The 26,382-nt window shown below is 61.2% G+C and carries 30 protein-coding genes and 2 pseudogenes; 12 read left to right on the forward strand and 20 right to left on the reverse strand.

Features of this window, described 5'->3' with window-relative positions; all coding sequences use genetic code 11:
- Nucleotides 1-42: 42 nt before the first annotated feature.
- From FIU88_RS04100 to FIU88_RS04140, 9 genes are all read right to left on the reverse strand, one after another.
- Nucleotides 43-477, reverse strand: a complete 435-nt coding sequence (locus FIU88_RS04100) for a hypothetical protein (RefSeq protein WP_216647299.1) — start codon at nucleotides 475-477, stop codon at nucleotides 43-45.
- A gap of 87 nt (nucleotides 478-564) precedes the next feature.
- Complete coding sequence (locus FIU88_RS04105; protein WP_152478291.1) at nucleotides 565-903, reverse strand: cation transporter; 339 nt, start codon at nucleotides 901-903, stop codon at nucleotides 565-567.
- Nucleotides 904-933: 30 nt separating this feature from the next.
- Nucleotides 934-1,137: a DUF2933 domain-containing protein gene (locus tag FIU88_RS04110; protein ID WP_152478292.1), complete on the reverse strand. Its 204-nt coding sequence runs from the start codon at nucleotides 1,135-1,137 to the stop codon at nucleotides 934-936.
- 45 nt (nucleotides 1,138-1,182) lie between these two features.
- Nucleotides 1,183-2,004 (reverse strand): prolipoprotein diacylglyceryl transferase, encoded by an 822-nt coding sequence (lgt, locus tag FIU88_RS04115; RefSeq protein WP_152478293.1) that lies wholly within the window; start codon nucleotides 2,002-2,004, stop codon nucleotides 1,183-1,185.
- A gap of 195 nt (nucleotides 2,005-2,199) precedes the next feature.
- Nucleotides 2,200-2,970, reverse strand: coding sequence for a copper resistance protein B (locus FIU88_RS04120; RefSeq protein ID WP_172977656.1), 771 nt, complete (start codon nucleotides 2,968-2,970; stop codon nucleotides 2,200-2,202).
- A gap of 9 nt (nucleotides 2,971-2,979) precedes the next feature.
- On the reverse strand, nucleotides 2,980-4,767 hold the full coding sequence (locus FIU88_RS04125; protein ID WP_152478294.1) for a copper resistance system multicopper oxidase: 1,788 nt from the start codon (nucleotides 4,765-4,767) through the stop codon (nucleotides 2,980-2,982).
- Between the two features lie 71 nt (nucleotides 4,768-4,838).
- Entirely contained in the window at nucleotides 4,839-6,170 is a 1,332-nt protein-coding gene (locus tag FIU88_RS04130) for a sensor histidine kinase (protein WP_152478295.1), read from the reverse strand.
- Nucleotides 6,151-6,816 carry a response regulator transcription factor gene (locus tag FIU88_RS04135; RefSeq protein ID WP_152478296.1) on the reverse strand — a complete coding sequence of 222 codons (666 nt, stop codon included), beginning with the start codon at nucleotides 6,814-6,816 and terminating at the stop codon, nucleotides 6,151-6,153. The genes FIU88_RS04130 and FIU88_RS04135 overlap by 20 nt, the downstream gene beginning before the upstream one ends.
- Nucleotides 6,817-6,824: 8 nt before the next feature.
- On the reverse strand, nucleotides 6,825-7,325 hold the full coding sequence (locus FIU88_RS04140) for a plastocyanin/azurin family copper-binding protein (RefSeq protein WP_152478297.1): 501 nt from the start codon (nucleotides 7,323-7,325) through the stop codon (nucleotides 6,825-6,827).
- Nucleotides 7,326-7,533: 208 nt separating this feature from the next.
- Between FIU88_RS04140 and FIU88_RS04145 the strand changes: the two genes are divergently transcribed.
- The 3 genes from FIU88_RS04145 (at nucleotide 7,534) to FIU88_RS04150 (ending at nucleotide 8,499) form a co-directional block, all read left to right on the forward strand.
- Nucleotides 7,534-7,836, forward strand: a complete 303-nt coding sequence (locus FIU88_RS04145) for a hypothetical protein (protein ID WP_152478298.1) — start codon at nucleotides 7,534-7,536, stop codon at nucleotides 7,834-7,836.
- A gap of 73 nt (nucleotides 7,837-7,909) precedes the next feature.
- Nucleotides 7,910-8,062 carry a hypothetical protein gene (locus FIU88_RS19110; RefSeq protein ID WP_172977657.1) on the forward strand — a complete coding sequence of 51 codons (153 nt, stop codon included), beginning with the start codon at nucleotides 7,910-7,912 and terminating at the stop codon, nucleotides 8,060-8,062.
- Nucleotides 8,059-8,499, forward strand: coding sequence for a DUF411 domain-containing protein (locus FIU88_RS04150; RefSeq protein ID WP_152478299.1), 441 nt, complete (start codon nucleotides 8,059-8,061; stop codon nucleotides 8,497-8,499). Before FIU88_RS19110 ends, FIU88_RS04150 begins: the two co-directional genes overlap by 4 nt.
- A gap of 380 nt (nucleotides 8,500-8,879) precedes the next feature.
- Here the strand turns inward: FIU88_RS04150 and FIU88_RS04155 are convergent.
- A pseudogene (locus FIU88_RS04155) lies at nucleotides 8,880-9,690 on the reverse strand (ISL3 family transposase); the annotation flags it as partial.
- Nucleotides 9,691-9,818: 128 nt separating this feature from the next.
- Nucleotides 9,819-9,944, reverse strand: a pseudogene (locus FIU88_RS19480) (signal peptidase II); the annotation flags it as partial.
- A gap of 112 nt (nucleotides 9,945-10,056) precedes the next feature.
- On the opposite strand from FIU88_RS19480, the gene FIU88_RS04165 reads away from it, so the two are divergent.
- Nucleotides 10,057-11,310, forward strand: a complete 1,254-nt coding sequence (locus FIU88_RS04165; RefSeq protein ID WP_152478300.1) for an IS256 family transposase — start codon at nucleotides 10,057-10,059, stop codon at nucleotides 11,308-11,310.
- Here the strand turns inward: FIU88_RS04165 and lspA are convergent.
- The 6 genes from lspA to FIU88_RS04195 all read right to left on the reverse strand — a co-directional run bounded on the left by lspA (nucleotide 11,286) and on the right by FIU88_RS04195 (nucleotide 16,678).
- A complete protein-coding gene (gene lspA, locus FIU88_RS04170; protein ID WP_253742705.1) occupies nucleotides 11,286-11,732 on the reverse strand; it encodes a signal peptidase II in 447 nt (148 codons plus the stop codon). The genes FIU88_RS04165 and lspA overlap by 25 nt on opposite strands.
- 53 nt (nucleotides 11,733-11,785) lie before the next feature.
- Complete coding sequence (gene lnt / locus FIU88_RS04175; protein ID WP_253742706.1) at nucleotides 11,786-13,033, reverse strand: apolipoprotein N-acyltransferase; 1,248 nt, start codon at nucleotides 13,031-13,033, stop codon at nucleotides 11,786-11,788.
- A gap of 41 nt (nucleotides 13,034-13,074) precedes the next feature.
- A complete protein-coding gene (locus tag FIU88_RS04180) occupies nucleotides 13,075-14,328 on the reverse strand; it encodes an IS256 family transposase (protein WP_152478300.1) in 1,254 nt (417 codons plus the stop codon).
- Between the two features lie 88 nt (nucleotides 14,329-14,416).
- On the reverse strand, nucleotides 14,417-14,716 hold the full coding sequence (locus FIU88_RS19365; RefSeq protein ID WP_253742707.1) for a hypothetical protein: 300 nt from the start codon (nucleotides 14,714-14,716) through the stop codon (nucleotides 14,417-14,419).
- Nucleotides 14,717-14,909: 193 nt separating this feature from the next.
- Complete coding sequence (locus FIU88_RS04190; protein WP_224420027.1) at nucleotides 14,910-15,671, reverse strand: ZIP family metal transporter; 762 nt, start codon at nucleotides 15,669-15,671, stop codon at nucleotides 14,910-14,912.
- A gap of 110 nt (nucleotides 15,672-15,781) precedes the next feature.
- Nucleotides 15,782-16,678, reverse strand: coding sequence for a cation transporter (locus FIU88_RS04195; RefSeq protein ID WP_152478301.1), 897 nt, complete (start codon nucleotides 16,676-16,678; stop codon nucleotides 15,782-15,784).
- Between the two features lie 98 nt (nucleotides 16,679-16,776).
- Here FIU88_RS04195 and cadR point away from each other — a divergent pair, with 98 nt between their 5' ends.
- Nucleotides 16,777-17,211 (forward strand): Cd(II)/Pb(II)-responsive transcriptional regulator, encoded by a 435-nt coding sequence (cadR, locus tag FIU88_RS04200; RefSeq protein ID WP_152478302.1) that lies wholly within the window; start codon nucleotides 16,777-16,779, stop codon nucleotides 17,209-17,211.
- A 157-nt stretch (nucleotides 17,212-17,368) separates the two neighbouring features.
- Here the strand turns inward: cadR and FIU88_RS04205 are convergent, their stop codons facing one another.
- Nucleotides 17,369-18,091: a cytochrome c biogenesis CcdA family protein gene (locus FIU88_RS04205; protein WP_253742709.1), complete on the reverse strand. Its 723-nt coding sequence runs from the start codon at nucleotides 18,089-18,091 to the stop codon at nucleotides 17,369-17,371.
- Between the two features lie 221 nt (nucleotides 18,092-18,312).
- On the opposite strand from FIU88_RS04205, the gene FIU88_RS04210 reads away from it, so the two are divergent.
- Nucleotides 18,313-18,945: a peroxiredoxin gene (locus FIU88_RS04210; RefSeq protein WP_152478303.1), complete on the forward strand. Its 633-nt coding sequence runs from the start codon at nucleotides 18,313-18,315 to the stop codon at nucleotides 18,943-18,945.
- Between the two features lie 154 nt (nucleotides 18,946-19,099).
- Here the strand turns inward: FIU88_RS04210 and FIU88_RS04215 are convergent, their stop codons facing one another.
- The gene (locus FIU88_RS04215) at nucleotides 19,100-20,401 is read right to left on the reverse strand and encodes an ISL3 family transposase (RefSeq protein ID WP_008957405.1); all 1,302 of its coding nucleotides are present in this window, start codon (nucleotides 20,399-20,401) and stop codon (nucleotides 19,100-19,102) included.
- Between the two features lie 78 nt (nucleotides 20,402-20,479).
- Nucleotides 20,480-20,926: an Hg(II)-responsive transcriptional regulator gene (merR, locus tag FIU88_RS04220; RefSeq protein WP_006911920.1), complete on the reverse strand. Its 447-nt coding sequence runs from the start codon at nucleotides 20,924-20,926 to the stop codon at nucleotides 20,480-20,482.
- Nucleotides 20,927-20,999: 73 nt separating this feature from the next.
- On the opposite strand from merR, the gene merT reads away from it, so the two are divergent.
- The 6 genes from merT (at nucleotide 21,000) to FIU88_RS04250 (ending at nucleotide 26,350) form a co-directional block, all read left to right on the forward strand.
- A complete protein-coding gene (gene merT / locus FIU88_RS04225; RefSeq protein WP_008957404.1) occupies nucleotides 21,000-21,350 on the forward strand; it encodes a mercuric ion transporter MerT in 351 nt (116 codons plus the stop codon).
- A 13-nt stretch (nucleotides 21,351-21,363) separates the two neighbouring features.
- Nucleotides 21,364-21,660 carry a mercury resistance system periplasmic binding protein MerP gene (gene merP, locus FIU88_RS04230; RefSeq protein WP_006911918.1) on the forward strand — a complete coding sequence of 99 codons (297 nt, stop codon included), beginning with the start codon at nucleotides 21,364-21,366 and terminating at the stop codon, nucleotides 21,658-21,660.
- 2 nt (nucleotides 21,661-21,662) lie between these two features.
- Nucleotides 21,663-21,920: a mercury resistance system transport protein MerF gene (merF, locus tag FIU88_RS04235; RefSeq protein ID WP_008957403.1), complete on the forward strand. Its 258-nt coding sequence runs from the start codon at nucleotides 21,663-21,665 to the stop codon at nucleotides 21,918-21,920.
- 73 nt (nucleotides 21,921-21,993) lie between these two features.
- Nucleotides 21,994-22,239 carry a mercury resistance system transport protein MerF gene (gene merF / locus FIU88_RS04240; RefSeq protein ID WP_008957402.1) on the forward strand — a complete coding sequence of 82 codons (246 nt, stop codon included), beginning with the start codon at nucleotides 21,994-21,996 and terminating at the stop codon, nucleotides 22,237-22,239.
- Nucleotides 22,232-23,881, forward strand: coding sequence for a mercury(II) reductase (gene merA, locus FIU88_RS04245; protein ID WP_008957401.1), 1,650 nt, complete (start codon nucleotides 22,232-22,234; stop codon nucleotides 23,879-23,881). The genes merF (FIU88_RS04240) and merA overlap by 8 nt, the downstream gene beginning before the upstream one ends.
- A 405-nt stretch (nucleotides 23,882-24,286) precedes the next feature.
- Nucleotides 24,287-26,350 carry a diguanylate cyclase gene (locus FIU88_RS04250; protein ID WP_152478304.1) on the forward strand — a complete coding sequence of 688 codons (2,064 nt, stop codon included), beginning with the start codon at nucleotides 24,287-24,289 and terminating at the stop codon, nucleotides 26,348-26,350.
- The last annotated feature ends 32 nt before the right edge of the window (nucleotides 26,351-26,382 follow it).

Consider the following 26,382-nt stretch of genomic DNA (forward strand, 5'->3'; position numbering starts at 1 on the left):
AGGCTCTGTCTTCCATCCTAGAACCCTTGTGTTACCCAAAGGTCAATTTCCACGTGTCTGTAGGGCCGCAGTACCGGCGAGGTGGCGTGAAGCGATCCACAGGAAGAGCGGCGGGAGCAGCAGCCACTGCAGCAGTGGGGTGAGGCCGGTACCCAGCCATGGCAGGGTGGGCATCACCGGCGCGTAGCTCCAGCGCTGGGCGATGGCGGTGGCGTACCACTCCAAGCCTACCGTGATGACCAGTCCTGCCAGTACGAAGGCGGCGCACTCCTTGAGCCCATAGCGCCACAGCCAGCCACGGCGACGTCGCCATAGAGCCACTACCCAGTAGGCGACCAGACCTATCAGCGCATCACCGGCCGCTGCCTGCATGCAGGCTTTCACCGCAGTCCAGTGAGGCATCGAGGGCATGTCCTGGTATAGGGGCACCTGCAGGAACTCCCAGGGCACGTTGAGCAGGAACGTGAACAGTGCCACATGCCATTCTGGCCACAGGAGCCATCGTCCAGGCGGTCGGTCAGCCTTCATGCCGCGCTCTGTGGCAATGACTCGCCAGCCCCGAGCTCAATGACAGCTCCAGGGTTTCTGCTTGGCATTGTCCTTCACGTTCTGGTCGATGAAGCGGTAGTAGTCCTCCTTGATCCGGTTCCAACGTCCGGCGCCGATGTCCACGCCATGCCGTGCCAATACCGCCTCGATATCGTCGATACACAGCCGCTTGGCATCGTAGGCCAGGTGGAGCTTGTGGTGCTGCGGATCGTAGGTCACGCCGTCGAGGCCGGACAGCGCGTCGATCTCGGTCACTGCCGCCGCGATATACCTTGACGCCTCGGACGTTACCTTCAGCGAGCGAGTGACCAGGGACGCTTGTGAAACGCCAGGGCGATGGTCGTGATGTGACATGGTCAACCTCCCTTCTCTGCTAGCGAATAGTCAGTCATCGTCGCCATGATCCTGCTGGCCACCGTGGTGGCGATGGAGGAAGAGATGCATCAGCGGGCAGGCGAGCAGCAGCAGCGGCAACGCCTGGTAAGGATGTAATCGCTGGCCGGTCACCAGCAGGTAGCCGCCCACGGCGAGGATGCCCCCCAGCGGCAGCCAGACCATCATCAGGCGGCGTTGTGCTCTCTTCTCCATGGCGTTCTCACGGTGGCTTGGGTTGTGAAAGGAATCGAAGCGACGCTACGTCGATGGCCGGCCGGTGCTGGCGACGGCATCGATCGGGCCTCGACGCTGGGGCGCGATCAACAGGAGCAGTCCCGCCACCATCATGGGCAGGGAGAGCAGCTGCCCCATGGTGAGCCAGTCGAAGGCGATGAAGCCCAGTTGGGGGTCGGGCAGGCGTGCGAACTCGACCGCGAAGCGAAAGACGCCGTAGAGCACCAGGAAGAGTCCCGAGACGGTGCCGCGCCGGCGTGGTCGGGCGGAGACCCACCACAGCACGACGAACAGCACCACGCCCTCCAGGGCAAACTCGTAGAGGGCCGATGGGTGGCGTGGCTGCGAACCGAGCCCCATCATGGAGGGGAAGACCATCGCCCAGGGAACGTCGCTCACGCGTCCTGGCAACTCATGGTTGATGAAGTTGCCCAGCCGCCCGGCGCCCAGGCCAATCGGCACCAGCGGTGCGATGAAGTCGGTCAGCTGGAGGAAGGCCAGGCGATGGCGGCGAGCGAACCACCAGGCGGCGACCAGCACGCCGGCAAGGCCACCGTGAAAGCTCATCCCGCCTTCCCAGAGCCTGAACAGCCAGAGCGGATCGGCCGCCAGCTGATCGAGGCCGTAGAAGAGCACATACCCCAGTCGACCGCCGAGGATGATCCCCACCGCGCCATAGAAGATCAGGTCGCCGATATCGTCATGGGTGAGGCCGAGCCGGTGGGCACGTCGTCTGCCCAGCCACCAGGCTGCGGCCAGCCCCACCACGTACATCAGCCCATACCAGTGGATGCTCAGTGGGCCCATCGACAGTGCCACCGGATCGATCTGGGGGTAGGGGATCATGCGTCGCTCCTGTGATGTGTCTGACCATCGCCGGTGGCCCGGCAACGGTTCCTGTTACCGCCAGTGTGGCGACGCTGTCTGAATCCAGGCTGAACGCCATGGCCGAGACGATTGACACGGATCAACCCAGGCTCGGATCGCCAAAGACGACGACGCCACCAGGCGGTGGCGTCGGTCGCGAGACCGATTCGTGGCTCAGAACATCAGCCTGGCCCCGGCGACGATGCCGGTATCTTCGGTGGGATCGCCATGGTGGCGGGCGATGTCGGCGGTATCGCCGTACTGCTTCTGCCAGTAGGCACCGACATAGGGCGCAAGGCGGCGCGTCACCTCGTAGCCCAGGCGCATGCCGACGCGTACCGAGTTGAGCCCCTCGCCGACGCCGAATGCCTCGGCCTCGCTGGCGGCCACGGCGATCTCGGTACGCGGCTGCAGGTAAAGCCGCTGGGTCAGGCGCAGGTCGTACTCGCCCTCGAAACTGGCCGAGACGTCGCCTTCGTCGCTGACCTGAAACGCCAGGTCGGTCTCGATGCCGTAGGGCATCACGCCCTGCAGGCCGATCACCCCATAGCCACGTTCGGCGTGATCATCGGAGAAGACCCCACCCTGGTAACCGATACCGCCCTGCAGCTCCCAGAAATCGGCGATCAGCCGGCTGTAGAGCAGCTCCAGGGATTCGAACTCGGCATCCTCGCCATCGCCCTGGACGTTCTCGCCCTCGGACTTCACATAGACCCGGTTGATGTCCCCGCCGTACCAGGCCTGGAAGTCCCAGACCAATTCCTCATGACCCTTGTCGGGCACGGCATATTCAAGACGGTCGAACAGCGCCATGGCCATGTTGTGCTTGGCCATGGGGGCGGGCCAGTCCGCCGGCGCATCATAGCCATCCTCTGCCAGGGCGACGGAGAGCGGGAGCGTGGCCAGCAGGGCACCGGCCGCGATCATCGGGATTCTGGTATTCATGGCGTCTCCTTACGCGACCTTGACGACCCGGAACATGCCGGCGTCCATGTGATAGAGCAGGTGGCAGTGGAAGGCCCAGCTGCCCTCGGCATCAGCGGTGATCAACGCCGAGACGCGCTCGCCGGGCTTGATGTTCAGGGTGTGCTTGCGCGGGATCAGCTCGCCCTGGCCGTTCTCCAGCTCCATCCACATGCCGTGAAGGTGGATGGGGTGTTCCATCATGGTGTCGTTGACCAGGATCAGGCGCAGCCGCTCGTCCTTCTCGAAGTGAATGGGGCCCGTTACCTCGCTGAACGTCTTGCCGTCGAAGGACCACATGTAACGTTCCATGTTGCCGGTGAGGTGTAGCTCCAGCTCGCGGCCGGGTTCACGGCGGTCGGGCCAGGGGGTGAAGGCCTTGAGGTCGCGGTAGACCAGGGTGCGGCGTGCGTTGGGATCGATGCCGATGCCGGCCTGGTCATAGCGCGAGCCCGGCTGGGCCTCTCCCGCCGCCAGCATGCCGTTCCCGCGGGTCTTGGCGGATTCCCTCGCCATGCTGCCGCCATGGTCCATCTCGGAATGATCCATGCCCTCCCTGTCATCGCCGGACATGTTGGAATGATCCATGCCCTCCATGTCACTGTCGGACATGCTGGAGTGGTCCATGCCATGGGCACCCATGGCCTCCATGCCGCGGTCGGCGATCCTGCGACGCTCGGGGATCTCCGCGGCCATGCCCTCCCGCGGTGCCAGGGTCGCGCGGGCATAGCCGCTGCGATCCATCGATTCGGCGAAGATCGTATAGGCGGTGTCGTCCTCGGGGGCGACCAGCACGTCGTAGGTCTCGGCCACCCCGATGCGGAACTCGTCCACCGGGACCGGCTGCACCGGCTGACCGTCGGCGGCCACCACGGTCATCTTGAGCCCTGGGATGCGTACGTCGAAGTAGGACATTGCCGAGCCATTGATGACCCGAAGGCGGATCCGTTCGCCGGCCTTGAACAGCGCCGTCCAGTTCTCCTCGGGAGAGTGGCCATTGAGCAGGTAGGTGTAGGTGCTGCCGGTGACGTCGGCGATGTCGCGTGAGCTCATGCGCATCTTGGCCCACATGCCGCGCATCTCCGCCGTCGCCGCAAAGCCCTTCTCGCGCACGTCGGCGAAGAAGTCGCCGATAGTGCGTTCCTGGAAGTTGTAGTACCCCTCGGCGGTCTTGAGGTTGCGGAACACCGCCATGGGATCCTCGAAGGTCCAGTCGGTGAGCAGCAGCACGTGCTCGCGATCATAGCGGAAGGGTTCGCGCTCGGCGGCGTCGATGATCAGTGGCCCGGCATGGCCGAGCTGCTCCTGAAGGCCGGAGTGACTGTGGTACCAGTAGGTACCGTTCTGGCGTACCGGGAAGCGGTAGGTGAAGGTCTCACCGGGGGCGATGCCGGCGAAGCTGACGCCGGGAACGCCATCCTGGTCGGGCGGCAGGATCAGGCCATGCCAGTGGATGGACGTCGGCTCATCGAGCAGGTTGGTCACCCTGAGTACGGCATCTTGGCCCTCCTTGAGGCGGATCATCGGCCCGGGGCTCTCGCCGTTGATGGTGTAGGGCCGCGCCGCCTGACCATCGATCTCAAGCGACTCGCGACGGATGGCCAGCGCCACCTCCGGGCCTTCCTCGATCCCCTTGGCGTAGGTATTGGTCTGCCCCCATGGATTGGCCCAGGCAGGGCGTAGGCCAAGGGCGGCTGCCGAGCCGATGCCTAGGGCGGCACCCCCCTTGAGCAGCCGTCGGCGCGACAGCGGGTGCGTGATTACGCTGGAACGTGCCATCTGTGACTCCCGTCGATGTCAGAAGGCGACATCATGACGGGGCAAGCTGAATCACGCCTGAAAATGCCAGGTTACGGCGCATCCTTTGCAAAGGGCACGTGAATTTCCACGCTCAGACCGCCCAGGGGACTGTGTCCGAACTGGACATTCCCGCCATAGCGTTTCAAGAGCTGGTTCAGGATCGACAGGCCCAGCCCATAGCCGGGGTGTGACTCGTCCAGGCGCCACCCGCGTTCCCCCAGGCAGGCCACGTCGTCGTCCGGCACGCCGGGCCCATCATCCTCGACACGCAGGACGAGACCCTCCTCCATCACTATCTCGCAGTGAACCTCTTGGTTGGCCCATTTGCCGGCGTTGTCCAGCACGATACCGATCATCTCTGACAGGTCCTGAGACTCGATGGGAATGCGCTGTCCGGTGCCTTCGGCTACCTCCAGGGTGAAGCGCTTGGCCGGGTAAAGGGTCCGGAACATCTCGATCAGTCTGCTGGCGTCGCGGTATGGATCGGCAAGGCGCCCGACATTGGGCCCCGCGATGCGCGAGCGTCGAAGTTCAACATCGAGCTGGGCGTGAATCTCCTCCAGGCGTTCCACCAGGCGTTGGCGACGCGTGGCATCGATGGGGCGCGAGCCCCGCAGCACCTGAATGACCGCGGCCAGGGGTGTCTTCAGCGCGTGGGAGAGGTTGGCGACCGACTCACGGGAGCGCTGCAGGCGAGCATCGATCTCGTCCATGAAGCGGTTAAGCTGCCCGACCAGACTGTCGAGTTCGGAGGGGACGTCCAGAGAGAGACGATCGCGCCTGCCGGCCTGCAGCTCGCCGAGCTGGTCGCGCAGCCGCGACAGCGGCACCATTCCTCGGCTGACGGCTAGCAGGTTGAGCACCCCCAGCAGGAGCAGCAGGCTGGCGGCGATGCCGCCGACCCACCAGTGCAGGCGGTGCAGTCCCGCCTCCACTCGGGAGAAATCCTCCCCTATCAGCAGCACCCCGGGTTGATTGTCGAGGGTGAAGGGCTGGCGAAAGACCAGCAGGTGCTGACCCGCCTCACGCACCTCGGCCAGCGACTCGCCACTGTCCAGCAGTGGTCGCAGTGCCTCCTGCCAACGCGGATGGGAGGCCGAGACCTCATCGCCCAGGCGCAACACATAGAGGTGGTGGAAAATCGCGAAGCCGCGACTGGCGGAGTCCAGGACCCGCGCGGTGGCCAGATGATCGCGGCGCAGCTGCTCGATGGCGTGATCGGCCTCGCGTTCGAGCCGTTCCCCCAGGAAGTCCCGCGCCAGGTCGTTGAGCAGGATCCCGTGCAGCAGCCAGGTCAGCCCGGTGACCAGCAGGGCGATACCCGACAGCCAGGCCAGCAAGCGGAGACGCAGGCTGCGTCGGTCAATCCGCAACGAAGACATAGCCCTGGCCGCGACGGGTCTGGATGCTTGATTTGCCCAGGTAGCGGCGTAGCCGCGCGATATAGACCTCGATGAGGTTGGGGGCCGCGGCGTCCTGCTCCAGGGCGTAGAGCTGGTTGAGCAGGTGCTCCTTGGAGAGCACCCGTCCCGGATGGTGCATGAAGTAGCGCAGCAGCACGAACTCGGTGCCTGTCAGGGGGTGCCAGGTACCATCGGCCACTCGGACGCACTGGTTGGCCTCGTCCAGGGCAACGCCACCCAGCGTCAACTGATGGGAGAGTCGCCCCGACTGGCGGCGTAACAGCGCCTTGACCCGGGCGACAAGCTCGGCTTCGTGGAAGGGTTTGGTCAAGTAGTCATCCGCGCCGCCTTCGAGCCCGACGACCTTGTCTTCCCAGGTGTCCCGAGCCGTCAGGATCAGCACCGGCAGGTCCCGGCCCGACTGGCGCCACCGCCTGAGCAGGTCGAGACCCGAGCCATCGGGAAGGCCCAGGTCCATGATCGCCAGCGCGTACGTCTCGGTGGTCGAGAGCGCCTCGGCGTCTCTCAGGGACGCGGCCAAATCGACCCGGTAACCGTTGTCCTTGAGGGATTCGGCGAGGCTCTCGGCCAGCAAGTCGTCATCTTCGAGTAGCAAGAGCTTCATGCGTCGGCTCACTTGCCTAGCTGGATCTCCCCGGCCATGCCGGATTCGTAGTGCCCAGGGATATTACAGGCATAGACGAGCGACTCCACGTCAGCGGGGGCGGTCCACACCAGCTCTGCGGTGTCGCCGGGGGCGATGGTCACCGCCGGCATAGCGCCGCCATGGGCACCTTCCGCCATGTCATGGCCGCCATGGCCGTCGTGGCCGTCACCATGACCACTGTCTCCCATAGCCTGCATCATCTCGCGGTGCGCTTCCTGGGCTGCGGCATCGCCGATCACGAATTCGTGCTTCAGGTTGCCGGTGTTGACTACCTTGAAGCGCACAGTCTCTCCAGCGGTGATGCCGAGTGTCTCGGGATCAAACCACATGTCACCGGCCTCGACCTGGATGGTGCGGTCGATCTCGGCATCAGGCGTGGAGGAATGGGAGCCACCATGTTCACCGGCAGCAAGGGCGGAAGTGGCGGCCAGGCCAAGGGTGATGGCCAGCAGAGACTTACGCATCATGTAACCTCTTTGATCGTATCAGTGGAGCCTTGGTTATACTGCAGCAACCTGAAATGAGACTGAACTCGAAACCCCTTGACTCTTGTGTTACACGTAGGTTGTAGCATCCAAGGCTCTGATAAAGACCATGCCGAATCCCTTGTCCTGGATCATGTTGGACGACACGGCCACCGAGGCAGAATGGGGACTCGACCATGAGGATGACCGAATGACCTGCAATGTTCGCTGCCTGCTGCACCTCCGAGGAGTACGCCTGTTGGCGCTGCTGCTCGCGGCTCTGCTGCTGGTCGCCAGCCTGCCCGGTCATGCGTCTATGGATGACTGCGCCGTCGACTGCGGTACCTCCCAGGTCGAGATGCTCGATCACGCCAACGCCGATTGCGGCGCCTGTGCGGCATTGACCGCCACGCCGACTGTCCCCCGCGTCCCTCCAGACGCTCTTGCCGACCTGGCCGACCCGGCCGTGGTTGAGTTCATCGCTGCACCACCCCGAGAACCTCCCAGATCCTGACGTCGCTCGACTTCCCGGTAACGACATATTGGCTCGTTATCGGTGCTCCCTAACTTTCGTCAGGAGTCACATCATGTACGCCAACGATTGCTTTGCCCTGATGGGTTCAATGGGCTGGATGGGCTGGCTGATGCCTCTGAGTGTCATGCTTCTGCTCGGCCTCGGCATCGCTACTCTCGTCAAGTATCTCTTCACGTCTCGTCGTTCCCGGGAGGATCGCTCATGAAACGCCTTGTCCCCACTCTGCTTGCCTCCTCTGCACTGCTGATCGGTGCCGGCACCGCCCAGGCGGCCTTGCCCAATGCGGCGACGCTCTACAAGAACCCCCAGTGTGGCTGCTGCGATGAGTATGCCCGCCAGCTTGAGGCGCTCGGCGTCGAGGTCGCCATCGTCGACGACGTCCCGATCGGTCAGGTCAAGGAGCGAGTCGGACTGCCCTACGGACTGGGCTCCTGCCATACCATCGAGATGGGTGAGTATGTCATCGAGGGACACGTGCCCTTCGCGGCGGTGGAAAGGCTCTTCGAAGAGCAGCCCGATACCGATGGCATCGGCCTTGCGGGCATGCCCATCGGCACACCGGGTATGCCGGGACCGAAGCAGGATGACTGGAATGTCTACCAGTTTCGCGCCGGAGAAGCCCAGCCATACATGACGCTGTAACGTCGCAAGGTGATAGCGACTGCCCGGGTGATGACTCGCCCGGGCATGATGTCCGCTTTTGGCCGATAGCGGCTGTATGCAATATGGTCGTTTTCTTTACGCACGCCGACCGCCCCTCCAGGAGGCCCTGGCGGGGCGGTTTTGCGTAAAGAAATTGCGTAATTTTTTCTATTTCAAGAAAAGGGGCGTTTTTGTCTGTTATTTGGCCTACGGGTGGGAGGCCTTGAGGCAGCGATCAGGGCATCATTTGAGGCTGCTAATGTTAAGCAGCCTTGCATCTGCATAGGCATTGGCACTGCGCCTCTGGCCAGAGGCGCTTCCCTGATTATTTTGGGTATCCGGATTAAGTGGTTGATGGGCCTTCCAGCCCCATCCAACCCTTAGTCCTTCCAGAAGGTTGATAGATCGACACCGAAGTTCTTCTCAGGCTCGGGGAGTCCCATGTTGTAGGTCATGGTGGCTCTGCCCAGAAACGGGGATTCCTTGACTTGTGGCGCCTTCTTCTTGTGCTTGGTGGTATAGAGCATCCGGGCTCGCATTACCTCGAACGAATAGCCCCGGCCATCACGGTTTTTGTCCTTGGCTAGGCGGTTTATCGACTACGTGAAAGCGTTGGTGATCGGGATGTCGGTCTCAAAGTAGGTCAGCATCTCTTCACGCCAGCCACTGACGGCGCTGACGAGATCCTTCCAAACCTCCTTCTGCCCCTGAGGGATGTTGTCAATCCAGGTGGCGAGAGCCTGTTCGGCACCACGCCGATTGGTACAGTCCCAGATATGGTAGAAGCGCTCCTTGTGCTCGTAAGCCGCCAAGAGCTGGGGGGAATGCTCCTGTCCAGGTCTCCATGATGAGCCGTTCGCGGTCTGAAACGTCGTGAGCGCGCTTCAGCAGGATTTTCCGGTCACCTTTGAGGGTCCGGCGCTGATTGGGCTTCAACTCCTTCCTTAGGCCTTTGCGGATCTTCTCTAAGGCCTCGTTGGCCATGCGCACGACGTGGAACTTATCGACCACGATACGGGCCTGTGGCAGCACCGTCTGGAAGGCGCGGCGGTAGGGCTTCCACATGTCCATGCTGACGATCTCGACCTGGTGGCGGTTGGCCATGCTCATGAGGCGTCTTGTCACCCTCTCTTGCTGACGACCGGGTAGCAGGTCCAGCAGGGTGCGCTCTTCCAGATTGGTTAGGATGCAGCAGAGCCCTTGGCAGCAGTCGTGCATCAGGAACGTACAGCTGGCTCATGAAGGCGTGCCGCCTTATCAAGGCCCAGGACGCGCCTATTCCGGAAGTCAAGCATGCGATAGCGAAGACGCTAGGCGATTCAGCGGCGGCGGCTGCCTGGTTGATGTCGTATTTCCGCCCAAATAAAGAGGGCGACACCGAGGAAGATCCATACGTCCGCTAGGTTGAACGATGGCCAGTGCCACTGGGCATAGTGAAAATCGAGAAAATCCTCTACGAGCTATGGTGATTTCTGGTGTACGGGAGGAGGTAGGAAGGGTGGCGTATCCTGTTGATTGATCACGACCAAGATCTCAATCAACAAGAGCGGATACGCCATGACCGATTCTACTCTCCGAGCCCTGTCGCAGCCAGAACCCGAGACCTCTGACCCGTTGCACGAATTGTTGCGCCAAGGGGCACGAGACCTGATCGCCAAGGCCGTGGAGGCCGAGTTGGCCACCTTCCTGGCTCAGTATGCCGACACGACTCTGGAGGACGGTCGGCAGGCGGTGGTACGCAACGGCTATCTGCCGGAGCGCACCGTGCAGACTGGCATCGGTGACGTCACCGTCAAGGTGCCCAAGGTGCGGGACCGAAGTGGCGGCCAGGCCTGCTTCAACAGCACCCTGTTGCCGCCCTACTTGAAACGGGCCCGTAGCGTCGAGGAGCTGATTCCCTGGCTCTATCTCAAGGGCGTCTCCACCGGCGACTATCAGGAGGCCCTGTCGGCCCTGCTGGGTGACCAGGCGAAGGGGCTGTCGGCCAACACGGTCTCGCGACTGAAGGCCCAGTGGCTCGACGAGCACAAGGTCTGGTGTCAGCGGGACCTGGCGGACCGCCGCTATGTGTACTGGTGGGCCGATGGCGTCTACAGCAATGTGCGGTTGGATGACCGCCTCTGTCTGCTGGTGATCATCGGCGTCACGGCGCATGGCCGCAAGGAACTGGTCGCCGTCGAGGATGGCCATCGCGAGTCGGAAGCCAGTTGGAAAGAACTGCTCACGGGCCTGCGAGAGCGTGGCCTGACAGAGGCCCCCAGGCTGGCGATCGGTGATGGTGCGCTCGGTTTCTGGAAGGCGCTGAGCAAGGTCTATCCGACCACGGCGCACCAACGTTGCTGGGTCCACAAGACGGCCAATGTGCTGAACAAGCTGCCCAAGTCGGTGCAGCCCAAGATCAAGGCCGACCTTCACGAGATCTGGATGGCCGAGACGCGCGAGGCGGCCCATCAGGCCTTCGACCGCACGCTGAAGCGCTTCGGCGCCAAATACCCCCAGGCGATGGAATGCCTGGCCAAGGATCGGGACGAGCTGCTGGCGTTCTATGACTTCCCGGCAGAGCATTGGGTGCACATCCGCACCACCAACCCGATCGAGTCGACCTTCGCCACGGTCCGCCTGAGGACCAAGCGCAGCCGGAACTGCGGCTCTCGGGACACGACCCTGGCGATGGTCTTCAAACTGCTCCAGACCGCCCAGAAACGCTGGAGGCGGATCAAGCACTTCCAGAAGTTGGAGCTGGTCGTCAGCAACGTCAAGTTCCAGGACGGGGAGCAGGTAGCCGATCAGTCAGACAGGAATGCGGCCTGACCGTCATCCACCAGATTTGACAATAACTCATCCTCTACGTAGCCTAACCGCAAGCGATCTGCGACATTGCCCAACGCGCCGCCGAGGATCGCACTGAGGGCGAGCCGATAACTCAGTACGCGTGGTGAACGCCAAAGCCAGTACACCAGTAATATCGAGATAACCAGGGCCAGTCCGATGAAAAGCGGCTGCTGCCAACCGCCGACATCCGCGAGAAAGCTGAAGGCCGCCCCCGTATTGTGGCGGTGGACCCAATTGAAGAAGGGTGCGGCAGGCACGCTTTCACCATGCGCTAGCATGGTGCTGGCAAGGTACTTGCTCGCCTGATCGACAAACAGTAACAGGAGCGAGAGCCACAGCCAGCGCATCGCCTTTCCCGGCTCGTGGGCTTTCTCTGCGAGCCGACTGCCATAAGTAGACATATCCCCTTCCTCCTGACCCAATCTAGAATTTGCTCGCTGCTAAATAACAAGCGTCATGTACCCAACCGATGATGCCGACGAATTCGACGGAGCAGGAGCAGGCCGAGTCCGAGTGCGGTCAGGCCAAGGACAGGCCAATCCCGCCAGCGCACATAAGGGGACGCGCCAGTTCGCGGTGTCACTTCGGCGCTGAGGGTGGCCACTTCGAACTGCGGAGCACGCTTGAGCACTTTGCCCTCATGATTGATGGCTGCTGTGATACCGGTGTTCGTGGCTCGAAGAAGGTCACGTCCGGTTTCGATGGCACGCATGCGTGCCATCTGGAAATGCTGGAGGGGGCCGAGCGAGCTGCCGAACCAGGCATCGTTGCTGACATTCACCAGTAACTGCGCTTCGGGCAGAAGCTCAGTGACTTCGGCACCAAAGACCGCCTCGTAGCAGATGAGTGCCCCTACGGGCACCCCTGCTGCATTCAGGACGTGCGCTTCCCGTCCCGGTGTGAAGTCGGACATGGGCGCCCCGAGCACGTCGAGGGCCGACCCCAAAAGATCCCGAAACGGAACATATTCACCGAAGGGCACCAGGTGGCGTTTGTAGTAGAAGCCTGAGGGATCGGAGAGGCTTACCACGGCGTTGTAGGTACGGCCCTCCGCCTCGCGTACCGGGACGCCAATCATTAACGATGTGCCTGCCTGATCGGCTAACGCCTCAAGCTCAGCAAGATACTCTTTGGCCTGGTCATGCCACATCGGGATTGCCGCTTCTGGCCAGATCACGATGTCGGCCCCGAGATGCTGCGCGGTAAGCGCCTGATAGCGCTCAAGTGTGATGTCCCGGTAGCTCGGGTCCCATTTCTTGTCTTGCGCGATGTTTCCTTGCAATAGGACGACATCGATTGGGTCAGCGGCTGGCTGCGTCCATTCACGATCCAGCAGTTGCAAGCCGGCGAGGGTAGCGACTAACACGGCACCGACTACCGCAGCACGGCGCAGGCTTGGCCCCAGGATAACCCAGGCAAGCCCGCCAGCGAGCAGCGCCACCAGAAAACTCACGCCAAGTACGCCAAAGACGGGGGCGATGGTGGCAAATGTGGTGTCGGTTTGGCTGTAGCCAATGAAGAGCCAGGGAAAGCCGGTCAAGAACCAGGTGCGCATCCATTCACTCAGCACCCATGCCGCCGGTAGTCCTAGCCAGAGCGTCATTGCGTCCATCTCAGGGCGCAGGCGGCGCACGAGATACACGACGCCCCATGGAAAGAGGGCGAGCAGCGAGACAAAGGCCGCCGTGGCTAACACCGCCACCACGGGGCCATTGAGTTATTGTCAAATCTGGTGGATGACGGTCAGGCCGCATTCCTGTCTGACTGATCGGCTACCTGCTCCCCGTCCTGGAACTTGACGTTGCTGACGACCAGCTCCAACTTCTGGAAGTGCTTGATCCGCCTCCAGCGTTTCTGGGCGGTCTGGAGCAGTTTGAAGACCATCGCCAGGGTCGTGTCCCGAGAGCCGCAGTTCCGGCTGCGCTTGGTCCTCAGGCGGACCGTGGCGAAGGTCGACTCGATCGGGTTGGTGGTGCGGATGTGCACCCAATGCTCTGCCGGGAAGTCATAGAACGCCAGCAGCTCGTCCCGATCCTTGGCCAGGCATTCCATCGCCTGGGGGTATTTGGCGCCGAAGCGCTTCAGCGTGCGGTCGAAGGCCTGATGGGCCGCCTCGCGCGTCTCGGCCATCCAGATCTCGTGAAGGTCGGCCTTGATCTTGGGCTGCACCGACTTGGGCAGCTTGTTCAGCACATTGGCCGTCTTGTGGACCCAGCAACGTTGGTGCGCCGTGGTCGGATAGACCTTGCTCAGCGCCTTCCAGAAACCGAGCGCACCATCACCGATCGCCAGCCTGGGGGCCTCTGTCAGGCCACGCTCTCGCAGGCCCGTGAGCAGTTCTTTCCAACTGGCTTCCGACTCGCGATGGCCATCCTCGACGGCGACCAGTTCCTTGCGGCCATGCGCCGTGACGCCGATGATCACCAGCAGACAGAGGCGGTCATCCAACCGCACATTGCTGTAGACGCCATCGGCCCACCAGTACACATAGCGGCGGTCCGCCAGGTCCCGCTGACACCAGACCTTGTGCTCGTCGAGCCACTGGGCCTTCAGTCGCGAGACCGTGTTGGCCGACAGCCCCTTCGCCTGGTCACCCAGCAGGGCCGACAGGGCCTCCTGATAGTCGCCGGTGGAGACGCCCTTGAGATAGAGCCAGGGAATCAGCTCCTCGACGCTACGGGCCCGTTTCAAGTAGGGCGGCAACAGGGTGCTGTTGAAGCAGGCCTGGCCGCCACTTCGGTCCCGCACCTTGGGCACCTTGACGGTGACGTCACCGATGCCAGTCTGCACGGTGCGCTCCGGCAGATAGCCGTTGCGTACCACCGCCTGCCGACCGTCCTCCAGAGTCGTGTCGGCATACTGAGCCAGGAAGGTGGCCAACTCGGCCTCCACGGCCTTGGCGATCAGGTCTCGTGCCCCTTGGCGCAACAATTCGTGCAACGGGTCAGAGGTCTCGGGTTCTGGCTGCGACAGGGCTCGGAGAGTAGAATCGGTCATGGCGTATCCGCTCTTGTTGATTGAGATCTTGGTCGTGATCAATCAACAGGATACGCCACCCTTCCTACCTCCTCCCGTACACCAGAAATCACCATAGCTCCGCGCCATTGCCGTACTGGCTGATGCTGATAAAGACCCAGGAGATTCCTACGCCGAAGTAACCAAGGCCAAAGAGGTAGGCCGACCATAGAGCTTGACGTCTTGAGGGCTGCGAGGTCAGGGCAAAAAATGCTGCCAGAGCAATTACCGCCAGCCATGCCCAGCCCACAGGGGCAAAGGCAAGCGGCATGGCGCCTCCGGCAAGCAGGGCCATCACCCCTGTTAGAAGCGACTTGTGGCGCACGCCAATGTATAGGCCAGAGGGTAGCGCGTATTTATCACCCGCCATTCTCGCCTCCGAATCCAGGATCAACCCTGTGGCTCATGCTTTCTTGCTCCGCTTAATCAAGCTGCGTCAATTCATTCGGCCGGCTGGCCAGGGTGGCAAAGTGAATGTTTCTGGACTCGACTAGGTGCGCCGTAAGCTGGGAGCTGCTTCGTATTCGGCCAGCACGACAGTGGCTGTGTTGGGGAGCAGTACGTTAGCTTTGCGATACCACCCCTTCCAAGCCCGCTGATACCAGAACGAACAGGACGAAGCCGCCTATGAAAGCCAGCGGTGAGATGTGCGTATCGTCACCGCTCTCGTGAGCCTCGGAGACCATATCTTCGATGGCAGCGACCGTGAGAAGGCCTGCCGTGAACGTCAGTGCCGCTAGCTTAAATGCCTCCGGCTGGTTCCTGAGTACGAAGTAAGCAAAGACGGCTGCCGAGAGTACGGGAACCGCTAAGGAGGCAGAGATCAGCAAGCGCTTGCTGCGGGGAATCCCTTTGTCTTTCATGTTGGCGATCATCGCGAACCCCTCAGGGCCATCCGCGAGCACCTGACCCGCCGCCAGGATTATCGCGACCGACGGTGAGACCGCCGACCCCGCCCCGATCAGGAGGCCATCGCTGAACAGGTCGATGGACACGGCGATATAGATCATCCAGACACTCGTCTGACCGCCTTCTCCCTGCTGACCTTGCCGCTTCTGGAGACTCTCAACGAGCTTCTCGATGCCTACGTAAGCAATGCCACCCAGCGCGAAAGCGAGGGCGATTACCCAGGCTGAAAGGCCCTCCAGCACGCGTGGCATGATTTCCACCGCCACTACCGCAATAACGAGGCCGGCGGCGCCATGAAGGGCGTAATTGAGACGGCGCCCGGTAGTTCGGGAGGCCTCCGCAGCGAGCCCACCACTGAAGTTTCCCAACGCGGGAAGCAGCGCCAGGCCGAGTACCAGCCAGATACTATCCATCATCTTCCTGGCTCCGGACCTCGCGCTACTCGTCGGCGTTCAGGCCTAGCGCATCGATCGTAAAGTCGCTTCGATCGAGAATTCTAATCGCGATAGCTACGCGCTGCGCAGCTTCACGCCTTGAGCGCCAGAATGCGCCTGGCACCGTTGAGCACAATGACCCCCGCGATGCTGCCGATAATCAGATCCGGATAATTGGATCCGGTCCACGCCACCAGGGCGCCTGCGGCGATGACGCCCATGTTGATCACCACGTCGTTGGCCGAGAATATCCAGCTTGCCTTCATATGCGCACCGCCCTCGCGATGCTTGGATATCATCAGCAGGCAGGTGGTATTGGCAATCAGTGCGACGAATGCAATCGCCATCATCATCAGCGATTCAGGCTCACTACCGAAAACAAAGCGTCGCACCACCTCGACGAGTACGCCGATAGCCAAAATCAGTTGCAGTACCCCTGCCAGATGCGCGGCACGCACCTGCATCTTCGCACTGTGCCCTACGGCATACAGGGCGAGCCCGTACACGGCCGCATCGGCAAAATTGTCCAGGGATTCTCCAATCAGGCCGGTGGAGTGCGCGATCAGGCCGGTCGTCATTTCCACCACGAACAGGACGGCATTGATACCGAGTAACCAACGCAGGGTGCCGGACTCTTGCGCGGCAGAAGCCGCCGAGCTCTCAGCGGCCCTGATTGTCTCTGGGTCGGCAATGACGGTTTCCTGAAGAGAGGCGCCTAGCCCCAAGGTCGCTAGTTTCGCGGTAATGGGCTCAGCCTCGCCGTCATGCACGACCTCCAACCGACGGTTCGACAAGTCGAAGGACAGCGTTCGAATCTCATCAAAGCCGTTCAGCGCCAAGCGGATCATCCGTTCTTCTGAGGGGCAATCCATCTTCGGCACGGCATACACGCTGACCCATTCCCCTGACGCTTCGGAAGAGACCGGCATATCGGTATCCGCTGCAGGCGTTGCATCGCAGCCACATGGGCCATCACAGGATTTACTCACGATACGGCTCCAGTTAACCAACATAGATTGCTAGTATTAAAAACCATATAGCCACCATAAGGTCAATGGGACAGATGATTCGTTGAGGAGAAAGCCTGATGCGCATTGGTCAGTTAGCACAGATAGCGGGTGTCGACCCCCAGACGATCCGCTTCTACGAGCAGCGGGGCCTGTTGCCATTGCCAGACCGGCAGGAGAATGGTTACCGTATCTACACGAAGCGGCATATCGAGCAGCTTGCCTTTATCCGTCGCTGCCGAATCCTGGACCTGTCACTGGCAGAGATTCGCGAGCTACAGAGCTATCAGGACGGCCCTCACCAGCCTTGTACCGCCGTCAACGCCATGCTCGATGACCACATCTCTCATGTGCGGTCGCAGATAACCGCACTGCAGACGCTTGAGAAACAGCTCGTTGCCCTGAGGGCGAGTTGCAATGATGGACGAGAAATCAGTGCCTGCGGCATCCTGGCGGGTATCAGCGAGGAGAGCAAACAACAACTATGTAGGGCTGGCTCAGGCAATAAGCGCTGAGCAGAGACACGCCGGACCTTGCAGCGACATTGTGAATGCATGGTGTGTTGGTCGCGGCGACTCATTGCGCTTCTCGGCATGCGAGCTTGGGTTACTGCTGCAACCGCAGTATCGCCCTGTCAGACGTTTCGCTTCCGCCATGCTTCGCTATTCCCGCTTATCCCAGCGTCGCCAGGGAGGGAAACAGGCCGATCATGAAGCTGGAGAGCCGTGTCATGGTGCCCGAGACGATGGCGATGCCCATGAGAATCAGGATTATACCGGCGACCGGCCGGGTGTAGGCGCTCCACCTGCCAAGCTTTTTGCTATGGCGGCTGAGGCTGTTGACGCAGAGCGTACTCGCCAGAAAGGGCAACGCCAACCCGGCGGAGTACACGCTCAGATAGATCATTCCATGCTGTGCACTGGCGGCATTGGAGGTAGCCATCAGAATCGCACCGAGGATGGGGCCGATACAGGGCGTCCAGCCAATGGCGAACGATACGCCGAAGGCCGTGGCCGACAGCGGCGATCCGCCCTGAAAACGAGGATTGAATTGTAAGGTACGCTGAAAGATCGGGACGTTGAACAGGCCGGTCATGAAGGCCCCTAGCAGGATGACCACCGAGCCTGTGATCCAGTTGAGCTCCTGACGGTAGCCTCGCAGGAGCTGACTGAGTGAGCTGGCACCTAGCCCCAGGATGATGAATACCAGTGTGAAGCCAGTCACAAAGAAAACGCTCAGTATCAGCGCCTCGATTTTCTTGTCCCGTTTGTTGACGCTGCCGCCCGTGACGACGGAAAGGTAGCCCGGCAAGAGCGGCAACGTGCAGGGCGAGAAGAAGGAGATCAAGCCACCTGCAAACGCGCCAATCAGACCGATAGAAGAGAGAGATTCCAAGGGCTATCGCTTCCTGAGGTAGTGAGGGCCATGAGTCGGCCGGCTGAGTCCAGCCCTTGATTCTAAAACCCTAATCTGGCCCTAAGGCAAGCACATCGTTTGATTAGCTACACGCCAGACTGCTGGGCTGTAGCCTTTTCAAAAGAGGCTTGACCTTATGGTGGGTATAAGGATTAGCGTTTAAGCTGCATCTTCCAAATATCTAACCTGAGGATAGCGTGATGGCATTGCAACTTGGAGAGACAGCCCCCGATTTCACGGTCGAATCAACGGAAGGCACCGTCAGCTTCCACGAATGGCTTGGTGATAGCTGGGCCGTGCTATTTTCTCACCCGGCCGACTATACGCCTGTCTGCACGACAGAGCTTGGCGCGTTTGCCAAGCGCAAAAGTGAGTTCGACAAGCGTGGCGCCAAGCTGATCGGTGTGTCCGTCGATCCGCTGGATTCGCATACCGGCTGGGCCAAGGATATCGAGACCACCCAGGGTGCGGCGCTGAACTACCCGTTGCTGGCCGACGACGATCAGGTGGTCGCTGAGCTGTACGGGATGATTCATCCCAAAGCCGATCCCAAGGTGACGGTACGCACCGTTTTCATCATCGACCCCAGCAAGAAGATACGCCTGATGCTGACCTATCCGCCGAGTACCGGGCGCAACGTCGACGAGATCCTACGGGTTATCGACTCGCTTCAGCTGACCGACACGCACAAGGTGGCGACCCCCGTGGATTGGCAGAGCGGTGAGGACGTCATTATCTCCCCTTCACTATCGAGTGATGAAGCCAAAGAGCGCTTTCCCGAAGGCTGGGACGAGAAGACACCGTATCTGCGTGTTGTGCGACAGCCTAAATAACTAGCGGAATCCTTTGGCAGCCCGGGTAAGCCGGGCTGCCCGTTGTCTCGCTGAGGTAAGGTTTTGAGGAAGCGCATGGATGGCTAAGTTCCTGACTAGTTAAGGCGGGTATCCGGATTAAGTGGTAGATGGAGCCCCTTGCTCCTTCGAACCCTTAACTCTTCCAGAAGGTTGATAGATCGACGCCGTAGTTTTTCTCAGGCTCGGGAAGACCCATGCTGTAGGTCATGGTGGCCTTGCCCAGGAAGGGGGATTCCTTGGTCTGCGGCACCTTCTTCTTGTGCTTGGTGGTGTAGAGCATCCGGGCCCGCATCACCTCGAATGAGTAGCCACGGCCATCGCGGTTCTTATCCTTGGCCAGCCGGTTGATTGACTCCGTGAAGGCGTTGGTGATCGGGATGTCGGTCTCGAAGTAGGTCAGCATCTCCTCATGCCAGCCACTGATAGCACTGACGAGATCTTTCCAGACCTCCTTTTGCCCCTGTGGGATGTCGTCAATCCAGGCAGTCAGCGCCTTCTCGGCGTCACGCCGGGTTGTGGCGTCCCAGATGTGGAAGAACCGCTCCTTGTGCTCGTAGGCCGCCAAGAGCTGGGGGAATGCCCCTGTCCAGGTCTCCATGATGAGCCGTTCGCGATCTGAGACATCGTGAGCGCGCTTCAGCAGGATCTTCCGGTCACCCTTGAGGGTTCGGCGCTGGTTGGACGTCAGCTTTTTCCTGAGCCCCTTGCGGACCTTTTCCAAGGCCTCGTTGGCCATTCGCACGACGTGGAACTTATCGACCACAATGCGAGCCTGCGGCAGCACCGCCTGGACAGCACGGCGGTAGGGTTTCCACATATCCATGCTGACGATCTCGACCTGGTGGCGCTCGGTCATGCTCATGAGGCGCCTCGTCACCGCGTCCTGCTGGCGACCGGGCAGCAGGTCCAGTAGGGTACGCTCCTCCAGGTTGGTCAGGATGCAGCGGTAGCGGCGGTTCAGGTACAGCTCGTCGATCCCCAGGCAGCGGGGTGTCTCGAAGCGATGCCAGGCTGCCAGGAACTCAGCCTTCTTCTTGAATATCTCGCGGACAGTCTTCTCGTCGAGGCCCGTGGTATCAGCCACGTAGGCGTAGGGGTGATTGAAGGCTTCCTTCTCGACGTGGTTGTAAAGCCTCCGCGTCATGCGGTGATCGTCTACCATTTCCGGAAGAGCTGGCCGGAACGTCCTTCCACACGCCCGGCAGGTGTAGCGGCGACGGACCACCCAGAGGGTGACCCGCCTTCCGTGGATGGGTAGGTCGCGATAGGCCACATCGCGCTTGCCGAACCTGACAAACTCACTCTCAACGCCGCATTCCTCGCAAGCTAGAGGCTCAGGAGCTTCGACCTGGTAGTGGAGATCATGCTCTTCCATCTTGGTGGCTAGGACGTGGTACTCGGGAAGGTGCAGGATGTTGTCAGGCAAGCTGGTCATGCAAACTTTCCTTGTCGACATGGTCCATAGATGATTGCGACTCTTTGACCGCGTTGTTTTCTACGAACTGAAGGTGATTTACTCCCTTGGGTCTTCTGCTTCTCTGAGCCCTTCATGCAATGACGCAATTAGCGGGCAAGTGATATTGCCTTGTTGTGCATGGCATCGGTCGACCATTTCGCTCAGCACCTTCTCAATTCTTTCAAGCCTGTCGATCTTCTCGCGAACGTCCCCTAACTTGTGCTCTGCGAGAGCACTGGCTTCTTGACAGTGGGCGCCATCTTCCAGCCGAAGTAGGTCACTGATCTCATCCAGACTAAAGCCCAGCTGCTGCGCCGTTTTCACGAACGTCAACCTGTCGATATCGGCGGCACTATAGCGTCGAATACCTCCGGGAGGTCGTTCGGGCTCCGATAATAGCCCTCGTCGCTGGTAATAGCGGATTGTCTCGACATTGACGCCGGCCGCCTTGGCCAGGCCGCCAATGGTCATGGTGTCCGCCACTTTATCTGCATGTCTCTTCATGATGCTTGACTCCGTACCAAGCTACGGAAGTAACCTTATCGTAGCTCCCCCCATCCCGAAAGGAGAATCGTCAATGCGGACACCTAAAACGGGGCGAGGGCCCCTGGCCGCCGGAGGAGTCGCGGCCCTCCTGGCCTCGGCGTGTTGCCTCGGCCCGCTGGTTCTGATCACGCTGGGCGTTTCCGGCGCCTGGATCAGCAATCTGGCGTCGCTGGAGCCCTATCGCCCGCTCTTTATCGGCGTCGCGCTGGTGGCGATGTTCTTCGCCTGGCGTCGCGTCTTTCGGCCAGTGGAAAAGTGCCAGCCGGGAGAGGTGTGTGCCGTGCCACGGGTCAGGACGGGCTACAAGGCGATCTTCTGGCTCGTATCGCTGCTGGTGCTAATCGCCCTGGTATTCCCCTACGTCTTGCCCTTGTTCTATTAAAAGGAGATCTACCATGAAAGCTCGTTTCGCCTTCATCGCGCTACTCGCCCTGCTCAGCACGCCCGCCTTAGCGGCCTTGCAGACCGTGAAGCTGTCGGTGCCGGGCATGACCTGTGCCGCCTGCCCGATCACCGTCAAGGCCGCCCTCAACAAGGTGGACGGCGTCTCGCAAGTCGACGTGAGCTACGCGGATCTCGAGGCCGTGGTCACCTTTGACGACGCCCGAACGTCGGTGGAGGCATTGACCGAGGCCACCACCAACGCTGGGTATCCATCAACCCCGACATCCTCGCAAGCGGATCGAGAGTGATCATGAAGAATCCCAAGACCCTGCTGCGCGTGAGCGTGATCGGCACCGTCCTGGTGGCATTGTGCTGCTTTACGCCGATCCTGGTGATCCTGCTTGGCACGGTGGGCCTGGCGGCGCTGACGGGCTATCTCGACGTTGTGTTATTGCCGGCCCTGGCCTTCTTCATCGGCCTGACCATTTATGCGATTTGGCGTAAGAAGCAGTTCGACGCCTGTTGTGACAACGGCTCTATCAAATCAAGGAATACGCCCCCTGAGTGACATCAAGCAGCTGCACATCGCGGTCATCGGGTGAGTTGTTTACGAGCTTGTCCGTCACGGTGAAGGAATAAGCGTGAAAGATTCGCAGAAATTTATAAGCGTCGTGCTTGGCACCGGGTTGATGGTGCTGTGTTGCGCCGGGCCAATCGCCCTGGTGCTATTCGGTACGGCGGGCCTGGCCGCGTTGGCAGGCTATCTCGATTACCTGCTGTTTGCCGTCCTGGCCATCGTCATCGGCTTACCTCTCTACGCGCGATACCACAAGCGGAAGCAGGATGCCGGCTTTACTAATGAAGACTCGGAGAAACGTGATGATTGAACTCAACGTGAGCGGCATGACCTGTGACCGCTGTGCGGATCATGTCAGGGAAGCCTTGGAGAAGCTGCCCGGCGTGCAGTCGGTGGAGGTATCCTATCCTCAGAGGACGGCATCGGTAGCCGTTGATCCGGGGACACCGGCCTCGGCGTTGACGTTTGCCGTGACCCGACTTGGCTACCAAGCTCGACTGGCCAACAGTGGGCCCACTTCCCCGGCAGGCGCATCGGTGTCCAAGGGCCGTGATGAAGACGCCCCGCACATCGCGGTGATCGGCAGCGGCGGCGCCGCCATGGCGGCGGCCCTGAAGGCCGCCGAGCGCGGCGCCCGGATCACCCTGATCGAACGCGGCACCGTCGGCGGTACCTGTGTCAATACAGGCTGTGTGCCTTCGAAGATCATGATTCGCGCGGCCCATATTGCCCACTTGCGTACGGAAAGTCCCTTCGATGCAGGCCTGAGCGCCCAGGCGCCGGTGGTGGATCGGGCCAAGCTGCTCGAGCAGCAGCAGCGACGTGTCGAGGAACTGCGTGACGCCAAGTACGAGGGGATTCTGCGCGACCACCCGGCCATCACTGTCCTGCACGGCGAGGCCCGGTTTATCGATGCCCATAGCCTGATGGTCAAGCTGAACGAGGGCGGCGAGCAGGTCGTCCACTTCGACCGCGCCTTCATCGGTACTGGCGCCCGACCGGCAGTACCGCCGATCCCGGGTCTTGCCGACACCCCCTACCTGACCTCTACCAGTGCTCTGGCCCTGGACACTCTTCCCGAGCGGCTGATTGTGATCGGCGCCTCGGTGGTGGCCCTGGAACTGGCCCAGGCCTTCGCCAGGCTGGGCAGCCGGGTCACGGTGCTGGCCCGCAGCCGCCTGCTCTCCCAGGAAGACCCGGCGGTAGGGGATGCGGTGGAGGCGGCGTTTCGCCGCGAGGGCATCGAGGTCCTCAAGCAGACCCAGGCGAGCCGTGTGGACTACACCGACAATGAATTCATTGTCGACACCAACGCCGGCACCTTGCGGGCGGATCAACTGCTGGTGGCCACCGGACGGACACCCAATACCGAGGCCCTGAACCTGGCGAGCCTCGGCGTGGAAACCGCACATGGGGCTATTCTGGTCGATGAGCATCTGCACACCACGGTGCCGGGGCTCTATGCCGCCGGTGACTGCACCGATCAGCCGGAGTTCGTCTATGTCGCCGCCGCCGGGGGCAGCCGGGCTGCCGTCAACATGACCGGGGGCGAAGCCACCCTGGACCTGAGCGCCATGCCGGCGGTGATCTTCACCGACCCCCAGGTGGCCACCGTCGGCCTGACGGAAGCCGAGGCCATCGAGCAAGGCTTCAGCGTCGATACCCGTGAGCTGGACCTGGAAAACGTGCCGCGTGCGCTGGTGAATTTCGACACCGGTGGTTTCATCAAGCTGGTGGCCGAACGCGACTCGGGCCGGTTGCTGGGGGTGCAGGCGGTGGCGGGGGAAGCCGGTGAGCTGATCCAGACGGCGGTGATGGCGCTACGCGCACGCATGACCGTACACGACATCGCCAATGAGCTGTTTCCCTACCTGACCATGGTGGAAGGGCTCAAGCTCTGTGCCCAGACTTTCACCAAGGATGTGACGCAGTTGTCCTGCTGTGCCGGGTGAACGATATGAGCGCGACCGTGGTGCCACTGGGCGGCGGCACCACGGGTTTTGGGCATGGACACCACAGGGAGCCCTGTCACGATGAACACGACACTACCAGATTGCGGGATGATGGGGGCGATGGGCTGGATAATGCCAGTGATCGGAATTGCCCTACTATTGCTACTGGTCCTGGGCATCGCCTGTTTGGTGAAGTATCTGCTCTCTAGCAAGTGAGCGTACTCAGCGAGCCATCAACCAGCTAATCCGTTGTGGGTTGAGTTTGTCGGCCACCTTTCGCTCTCGCATACCAACCAGATAATCCGGATACCCATTATTTTGCCCCTGGTGCCTCCCCGTCACCAGGGGCTTTTTGTCTGAGGAGGGTGGGGGCTCTGGCGGCTAGAGATATTCTGGTGCAGCATAATGCTGATGACATCAAGTTCTAATGCAAAGAGACCTGGTGCTGACACCGAAATTTTGGGTCTCCTGAAACTCCCTCTCAAGCTCCCTCTGATGACTCTGCGTGGACGCTTGCTGGTTGGCGCCGCGATGCTGTGGGGGGTGTTGTGCGTGACGCTTCTGACCCTCGGCTGGCAAGCGGGTCGTATCTTGGTGGACGAGACCAACCACCAGCACCTGCGTTATGAAGCTGAGCTGATCAGCAATTCCATCACCTATCAGGTCGATGAGCGTCTGGATGAGTTGGAGCAGTTAGCGAAGCAGATTCCTGAACCAGTCCGTGGTGCCCTTGATGCCCAGCATGGACACTCCTTGTCTCCCCTCTTCGAAGGTCTCACTCTTTTCGATCGCGACACACGAGTTGTAGACGCTTGGCCTATCGGTGACGGCCGGGTGGGGGCCAGCTTCCCCGATCGAGAGTATGCGCGTTTCATGCATGCTTTCCGGCGCCCGTACGTCAGCGAGCCTTTCGTGGGGCGCATCACCGGATCTCCTTTGGTGATGATGCTGGTCCCGTTGCGAGACGGCGCGGGACGCTACACCGGCTTTTTGGGAGGCCTGGTCAACATCAATGAGAGCCGACTCTTCAAGAGCTTCGAGCGGCTGCGCCTGGGCGACGGTGGGTATGTCACCATTACCACCGCGTCCGGCAAGCGGCTATTTCACCCTGATCAGGAGCAGCCTATCGTTGCCCTTCCAGAGCAGCTTTCTCCGGTGCTCGAACGAGCACTGTACGGCTGGGAGGGGGAAAGCGCCGGCAAGGCAGTCACCGGTGAAGCCCAGCTGGTAGCGTATCGTCAGATCTGGCCAGCCGGCTGGATCGTGGGCGTGCACCTGCCACAGTCGCAGGCCGAGGCGCCGCTGGTGGCCGGTATGCAACGCATCTCCTTCCATGCTTGGGGGGCGCTGGTATTGGTTCTACCCTTGGTCGGGGGGCTGATCTGGTTGACGCTTCGTCCACTGACACGCCTGGCAGAGCAGGTCCGTGAGCTTCAGAATGAACGGCGTTATCTGCTGGAAATTCCTACGCACATGCCTGAGCTGCGCCGGGTCATTGATGTGATCAACGAGACCGAGCGCGAGCGACGGGGCAACTTGCAGGATCTGGCGGAGCGTGAGGCCTTGTTGCGAGGCACCTTGGCCGCTTCGCCTCAAGGGATGTTCGTCACGGACTCGAGAGGGCAGGTGACCTTCATCAATGCTGCCCTCGAGGAGCTTCTGGGAGGTGATGAATCGCTCGATATGGATACCTGGGGTAAACGGATCCATGCTGAGGACCGTCCAGCCGTGATAGAGGCCTGGCATCAAAGCCTGGCCGGCCGCTGCGACTTCATGCGCCAGTTCCGCCTCCTGGGTGCTGAAGGTATCCCGCGCTGGCTGGACGTACATGCTGGAGCGATTCATGTCGAAGGTGAGTTCATCGGTATCGTCGGGATGGTGCGCGATATCACCCAGGACCGCCATGAAAACGCTCTGCGCCGCTGGGAGACCGAGCACGATCCGCTGACCGGACTACTCAACCGACGTGGCCTGACACGCTATCTTGAAGAAGCCCTGGTGGAGTGGCAGAAGACTGGCACGCCGACAGCGGTACTGCTCTTCGACCTCGATCACTTCAAGCCGGTCAATGACCAGGGGGGGCATGCACTAGGCGACCGCATGCTGCAGCAGGTGGCGGACGCAGTGCGCAGCGTGGTGCGAAGCAGTGATCATGCCGCTCGCCAGGGCGGGGATGAGTTTGCCGTGCTACTGAGTGGTTGTAGCCCCGATCAGGCGCTGGTTCTCGCCGAGGCACTGCGAGAGCAGATTGGGTCTTGCCCCGTGGAACAAGGGGATAAGCGCTGGTACGTGACTGCCAGCATCGGCGTGAGCCACTTCCAATCAGGTGAGGAGTCAATCAAGGCTGTTCTCGACCGCGCCGATGCTGCCAGTTACCGGGCCAAACGTGGTGGTCGTGACAGGGTGATACTTGATAGCGAAGAGCCTGCTATGACTGACCTCGACGAGTCAACGGGCAAAGTGGGCTGAAAAGTGTGTCCAGCGACGTAAATAAACCAAGC

The organism is Halomonas sp. THAF12 (genome assembly GCF_009363675.1).
Classification (GTDB): Bacteria; Pseudomonadota; Gammaproteobacteria; order Pseudomonadales; family Halomonadaceae; genus Halomonas; species Halomonas smyrnensis.